This is a genomic window from Sphingomonas sp. (assembly GCF_042091075.1).
Classification (GTDB): domain Bacteria; phylum Pseudomonadota; class Alphaproteobacteria; order Sphingomonadales; family Sphingomonadaceae; genus Sphingomonas.
The window spans coordinates 1-5142 of the sequence record NZ_JBELIE010000199.1; the positions used below are offsets into that span (position 1 = coordinate 1).

Genomic DNA, 5142 nt, shown 5'->3' on the forward strand with positions numbered 1-5142 from the left:
TCGGCTTCCTCCTCTTCGCCTCCCGCGCGGCTGGCCACCCCCGCCGCCGCGATGATCCGCGTCCAGTGCGCGCGATCGTCGGCGTGCGGCACGAACCCCGCCAGATACTCCTGCCGCGCCGCCGGATAGCCGAGCCGCGCCGATGCCTCCGCCGCGGCCGAGGCACTTGCGCGCTCGTCCCCTGCGATGACCCAGTCATAATCCTCCAGTTGCAGCACATCGAACGCGGGCGCCGCCCAGCCCAACGGCAGATTCATCCGCCGCACCTCGGGCATATTCGGGTCGAGCACCGCGGGCAGATAGGCCAGCACCCGCGCGGTGCAGTCGCGTCGGTCACCGCGCACCGCGCGCAGCAGCGCGGCGGTCGATGCCGCCAGCGCCGCCCCGGCACGATCCAGCGTCGCGCGTTGCGCCTCGCTCAGGGGGGCCCGGAGCGAGCTGATCGGCACCGGCGCGAACGCCGCGACCGCGCTGGCGTCGTAAAGGCAGGGCCGCGCATCCCCCGGGACGACCCACCACCACGGCTCGCCGACCTGCAATTGCGGCGCGAGCCCCGCCTCGCTGCCGATCGATACGAACGCCCGCGCCACCGCCTGCAGATAGGCCATCGCGCCGGCATGGCAGGGCGACAGCAGGGTCGACGGCGGCGACCAGCCGGTCAGCGCCGGCGCGCCGTCGGCGCTGCGCTGTTTCCAGTCGTTCCAGCAATGCATGTCCAGCAATTCGAACGACAGCGACCAGATCAGGCCATAGCCCAGCGCCTTGGCCCGCCGCGCGAAATCGCCATGCCATGCGGCGCAGGGCTGGTTCAGCGTGCCACCCGCCAGGCTGACATAAAGGCCCTCGCCGGCACGCTCGAGCCGGAAATAATGGCTCATCCCGACATAATGGACGATCGCCCCGCGATACCCGAGGTGCAACGCCTGACGCAGCAGACGCGCGGGCGTCAGATGATAGCTGTCGTCATAGCCGCTCGCGATCTGTAATTCGTGTTCGGGGACGACAACATCGCCGATCGTCAGCGTCGCGCCCGCACCCTCGCACCGCATCTCGCTCAGCATCACCCGCGCCTCGACCGGCGCTGGCAGGAAGCCGCCGGCCGGGTCATAGCCGGGGGCGACCAGCGATAGGAACAGGCGATCGATGTCGCCCGCCCAGACGCGCTGCGCTTCCGCCGGCAACAGGAAACCCGCGTCCAGCGCGGCGAAGTCGATCGTCACGCGCGCATCGGTCGGTGTTCCGCGCGCATAATTCCACAAACGCACATACCAGGTGCGCGCCGCGCCCGCCGCGTCCCGCCCCTCGATCGTCAGCACCGGCCCGTTGACCGCGTCCAGCGCCAGGACGTTGCTGCTCTGCCAGCGGAACGACAGGCGGCAGTCGCGATAGTCGCGCTGCGTGTCGTAACGCAGCAGCGGATGATCGTGCCGGTCCTCGCTCTCCCAGATCACGCCCGCCATGTCGTCGCGGCGATAGAACACCGCATCGACACGCAGCGTGTCCGCGGCGGGCGTGGTGACCGCCGCCATCATCGGCCGGGGGAAGTTGATCGTCCAATAGGCCGGATCGAATCGCGTGATCAGGTCCGTCGCCTGGGCGGCGCGCGCGCTGGCCAGCCAATGTCCCATCACTGCGCCTCCATCAGCGCCGCCCGCACCGCGCGCGCCACCTGCCGCCCCGATCTCGCCAGCACCGCCGGCGCATCCTGCGTGCCCGCCTGGATCGTGATCGCCACCCGCACGTCACGCCCGCCGCCCGACCCGCCATTGGCCACCCCCAGCCCGCCACCGTTCGCCATCACCTGTCCCGCGCTGGTCGGCACGAACAACTCCGGCCCGCGTTCACCCACCCAATAGGGGCGCGCGGGGCTGACCGGCCCGCCGGTCGCCCGCCCCGGCGCGCCGAGCAGCGACAATATCGTGCCGCCCACCGATGGAGTGTCCACGCCGCCGCCCAACAGGCTGTTCAGCCCGCCCCGGATCGCGGCGGAGGCGATCTCCTCCAACACCCCCAGCGCCACCGCTCGCAGATCGTCGAAGCCCAGTTTGCCGGTGCGTACCGCGCGCAACAGCGCGCTTTCCACCATCCTCCCGGCGCGGTTCGCTCCCGCCGCCAGCGGCCCTTCCAGCACGGCCCGCATCGCCTCCACGTCACGCATGAACCCGCTGGGGTCGGCCCGCACGCCGATCACCAGTCGCTCGATTTCCTCATCCATCCGGATACGCCTCCTGCATCCGTTCGATCAGCATGGCGTCGGGCGGCGTGACCTGTTCGGGCATCATCGCTTCCACCAATGTGGCCAGTTCCTCCGGGGTCGCGGACCAGAAATCCGCCGGGCGCCAGCCGAACGTCACGCCCGCCCAGCCCGCCAGCCGACGCGCGCGCGCCGCGAACGTCGTCACCCGCCGGGCCGCCCCGCCAGAATCTGCCGCAGCACCATCGTGAGCGCCGGGGTCACCGCCGCGATCCCCTGTGCGACCACCGCCTCGCCCAGCACCTCGCGCGTCAGCGTGTCGGGCGCGCCGTGGCGACAGTGCCAGAACAGCGCCACCATCTCGCCCAGCGTCAACCGTTGCTCCGCCGCACGCGACACCAGCGCGATCAGCGAGCCCAGTTCCGCTTCCGCCGCCACCAGCGCGGCGAAGCTCGGACGCAGCGTGATCGTACTGCCGTTGACGCGGATCGCCGCCTCGCCCCGCGCGGGGTTCGGAGCGCCGCTCACGCCGCCACCGCCGGGCCGGAACTTTCCAGCGCGATCGTGTAGCTGCGCTCGCCATTATAGTCGCCGGCATAGTCCAGCCGCGTCACCAGGAAGCGCGCCGTCAGCGTCTCACCGCCTTCGAAGGTCAGCCGGTAATCGTCGATCGTTCCCGCCAGCGCATTGGCCCGCACCCGCGCCTCCGCCGCCGAGCCGGTGAAGACCCCTGCCGCCGATACGCTGACCGATCGCACGCCGGCCCCCGCCAGCAATTCGCGCCAGCCACCCGAATCCTTGTTGGTGATCGCGACCGCTTCGCCGTTGATGCTCAATTGCGTCGTGCGCAGTCCCGCCACGGTGCGATAGCCTGGCGGCGTACCGCCGTCGCCAATCTTCAGCAGGAACGCACTGCCCTTTTCCGCCGCCATCATTCGTCCTCCAGCAATCGAAACCTGACATCGACCAGCATCGTCCAGCGCTGCCCCGCGCCCGCACCGCCTTCATGGAACAGCGAAGATCGCACCGGCGCGGCGCTCACCACGCGCCACCCGGGCAACCCGGCGGGTAAAGACAGCAGCGCGCTTTCCGCCGCCGCGCCGATCGCCTGGACACGCGCGCCGCTGTCGCCGGCATCGCGGATCGCCAGGCCGATCCGCACCTCGCGCCCGGCGCGGTCCTTCGTGCCCCAGTCGGCTGCGTTCACATCGCGCAGCTGCACCAGCGGCACCGCCGCCTCACGCGGGATCTGTCCCTCGATCACGCGCTGCACCGCGATCGCCGGATCGTCGCGCAGCCGCGCCAACACCGCCGCGCGCAACACCGCCGGCGCGCTCATTCGCGCCACCAGGCCAGCCGTGGATCGTCGATCCACCGCCGCATCACGCGTCGTCCGGTGACGACCACGCCGCGTGGGTCCTCCTGCACTGCGGCATCCGGCCATCGCGCCCGCAACAGCGCCGCGATGCGCCCGCGTGCCAGCGCGACACGCCGCTCCACCGCGATCATGCGGACCTCGGCAGCGTCAGCGCGACATGACGGAACGGCCGCCACAGGGCGGTCACCGCCGCCGGCACCGGCACCGCCCCCTCCCGGTCGGTGAACAGATGCGCCGCCAGCGCGACCACCCCCTGGCGCAGGGTGATCGGCAGGCTGTCCCAGTCGCTCGCCAGTCCGGCGGTGAACGTCACCGCTGCCTCACCCTCGACCCGCACCCAGCCGACACCGTCATTGTCGATGTCGACCGCTGCACCACTGATCGCCCGCACCGGGCGCGCCGGCAGCGCCTGCCATTCCCCGTGCCCCCGGATCGTCGCGACCATCTCCCGCGCGATCAGCACCTGTCCGGTGAAATGCTCCGCCAGCCCCAGCGCGGTTTCGGCGAAGGCGAGGATCAACCCGTCGTCGTCGGGCAACCCGGCGCGCAATTGCGCCTTCACCGCCGCCAGCGCGGCGGCCCGGTCTGTCGCCGTCAGCGCCACCGCGCCCGGCGCTCCCGTCACGATCGCCATCCTGGCTCCTTTCATGATATCCTGAAACAGCGGAGGCGCCATGCGGCGCCCCCGCCTTTGACCGATCAGTTGGTCGAGAATTTCAGCAGCTTGATCGCTTCGCTGTTCACCACGCAGCCGCCCACCCGCTTGGTCGCGTAGAAAGTGACGAACGGCTTGTTGGTATAGGGATCACGCAGGATGCCGGTGTCGCTTCGCTCCGCGATCAGATAACCCGCGCGGAAATTGCCGAACGCGATCGACAGGCTGTTGGCCGCGATATCGGGCATGTCCTCCGCCTCGATCACCGGATAGCCCAGCAGCGTCGCGGGCTGCCCGCCGGTCAGGCTCGGCTGCCACAAGAATTGCCCGTCGCTGGTCTTGAACTTGCGCAGCCGTGCCACCGTCGCCGCGTTCATCACGAACACCGCACCCTGGCGATAGGGAGCCCGCAACGCCTGCACCAGATCGATCAGCCGTTCCGCGCCGCCAGTGTTGAAGTCGCCCGCCGCGCCGGTCGGCAGATATTGCAGCGTGCCGAACGCGCGCGCCGCGTCTGCAACCGCCGACACCGGATTCTGGAGGAACCCCCTGGGACGGTTCACCCCGTTCCCGGCAATGAAAGCGGCCCCTTCCGCCTTGGCGAATTCCATCGCGATTTCGTTCGCCAGCCACGCCTCGACGTCGAACTGCGCGTCGTCCAGCATCGCCTGGCTGGCGGAGGGGTTGGCGTACAGTTCGCCCATCGGCGGCGCGATTTCGTTGAAGGTCGGCGTCGCGGTGCCGGGGCGGGCGTCGGTTTCGCCTGCCCATCCGCTCGGCGTGCCGCCCGTCGTCACCAGCTTGCGATACCCCGCGCTGCCGACCTGGACGACCTGGGCGATGCTGCGGATCGGGCTCGCCCCCTTGAGCGTCGCATCGATCTGCGCATCGATCTCCTTCGGGATCGCATAGCCC

At 70.5% G+C, this 5142-nt stretch carries 9 protein-coding genes; all 9 read right to left on the reverse strand.

Annotated features, from left to right (window positions below; genetic code table 11):
* Window positions 1–1628, reverse strand: a 1628-nt coding sequence (locus tag ACFDSW_RS15095) for a TIGR02217 family protein (RefSeq protein ID WP_375251097.1), incomplete at its 3' end; no start/stop codon positions are given.
* Window positions 1628–2215, reverse strand: a complete 588-nt coding sequence (locus ACFDSW_RS15100) for a tail tape measure protein (RefSeq protein ID WP_375251098.1) — start codon at window positions 2213–2215, stop codon at window positions 1628–1630. The genes ACFDSW_RS15100 and ACFDSW_RS15095, both read right to left, overlap by 1 nt.
* Complete coding sequence (locus ACFDSW_RS15105; protein ID WP_375251099.1) at window positions 2208–2402, reverse strand: phage tail assembly chaperone; 195 nt, start codon at window positions 2400–2402, stop codon at window positions 2208–2210. The genes ACFDSW_RS15100 and ACFDSW_RS15105 overlap by 8 nt, the downstream gene beginning before the upstream one ends.
* Window positions 2399–2722, reverse strand: coding sequence for a GTA-gp10 family protein (locus ACFDSW_RS15110; protein ID WP_375251100.1), 324 nt, complete (start codon window positions 2720–2722; stop codon window positions 2399–2401). The genes ACFDSW_RS15105 and ACFDSW_RS15110 overlap by 4 nt, the downstream gene beginning before the upstream one ends.
* Window positions 2719–3126 (reverse strand): phage major tail protein, TP901-1 family, encoded by a 408-nt coding sequence (locus ACFDSW_RS15115; protein ID WP_375251105.1) that lies wholly within the window; start codon window positions 3124–3126, stop codon window positions 2719–2721. The genes ACFDSW_RS15110 and ACFDSW_RS15115 overlap by 4 nt, the downstream gene beginning before the upstream one ends.
* Window positions 3126–3533, reverse strand: a complete 408-nt coding sequence (locus ACFDSW_RS15120) for a DUF3168 domain-containing protein (RefSeq protein ID WP_375251101.1) — start codon at window positions 3531–3533, stop codon at window positions 3126–3128. The genes ACFDSW_RS15115 and ACFDSW_RS15120 overlap by 1 nt, the downstream gene beginning before the upstream one ends.
* Window positions 3530–3703, reverse strand: a complete 174-nt coding sequence (locus ACFDSW_RS15125; RefSeq protein WP_375251102.1) for a hypothetical protein — start codon at window positions 3701–3703, stop codon at window positions 3530–3532. Before ACFDSW_RS15125 ends, ACFDSW_RS15120 begins: the two co-directional genes overlap by 4 nt.
* Window positions 3700–4206: a hypothetical protein gene (locus ACFDSW_RS15130; protein ID WP_375251103.1), complete on the reverse strand. Its 507-nt coding sequence runs from the start codon at window positions 4204–4206 to the stop codon at window positions 3700–3702. The genes ACFDSW_RS15125 and ACFDSW_RS15130 overlap by 4 nt, the downstream gene beginning before the upstream one ends.
* Before the next feature lie 65 nt (window positions 4207–4271).
* The coding region (locus ACFDSW_RS15135; RefSeq protein WP_375251104.1) for a phage major capsid protein at window positions 4272–5142 on the reverse strand (871 nt) is incomplete at its 5' end.

Bases quoted from the DNA above. Each gene is read 5' to 3' on its own strand.
- ACFDSW_RS15130 (WP_375251103.1), bottom strand. From the start codon at position 4,206: ATGGCGATCGTGACGGGAGCGCCGGGCGCGGTGGCGCTGACGGCGACA.
- ACFDSW_RS15125 (WP_375251102.1), bottom strand. From the start codon at position 3,703: ATGATCGCGGTGGAGCGGCGTGTCGCGCTGGCACGCGGGCGCATCGCG.
- ACFDSW_RS15100 (WP_375251098.1), bottom strand. From the start codon at position 2,215: ATGGATGAGGAAATCGAGCGACTGGTGATCGGCGTGCGGGCCGACCCC.
- ACFDSW_RS15115 (WP_375251105.1), bottom strand. From the start codon at position 3,126: ATGGCGGCGGAAAAGGGCAGTGCGTTCCTGCTGAAGATTGGCGACGGC.
- ACFDSW_RS15120 (WP_375251101.1), bottom strand. From the start codon at position 3,533: ATGAGCGCGCCGGCGGTGTTGCGCGCGGCGGTGTTGGCGCGGCTGCGC.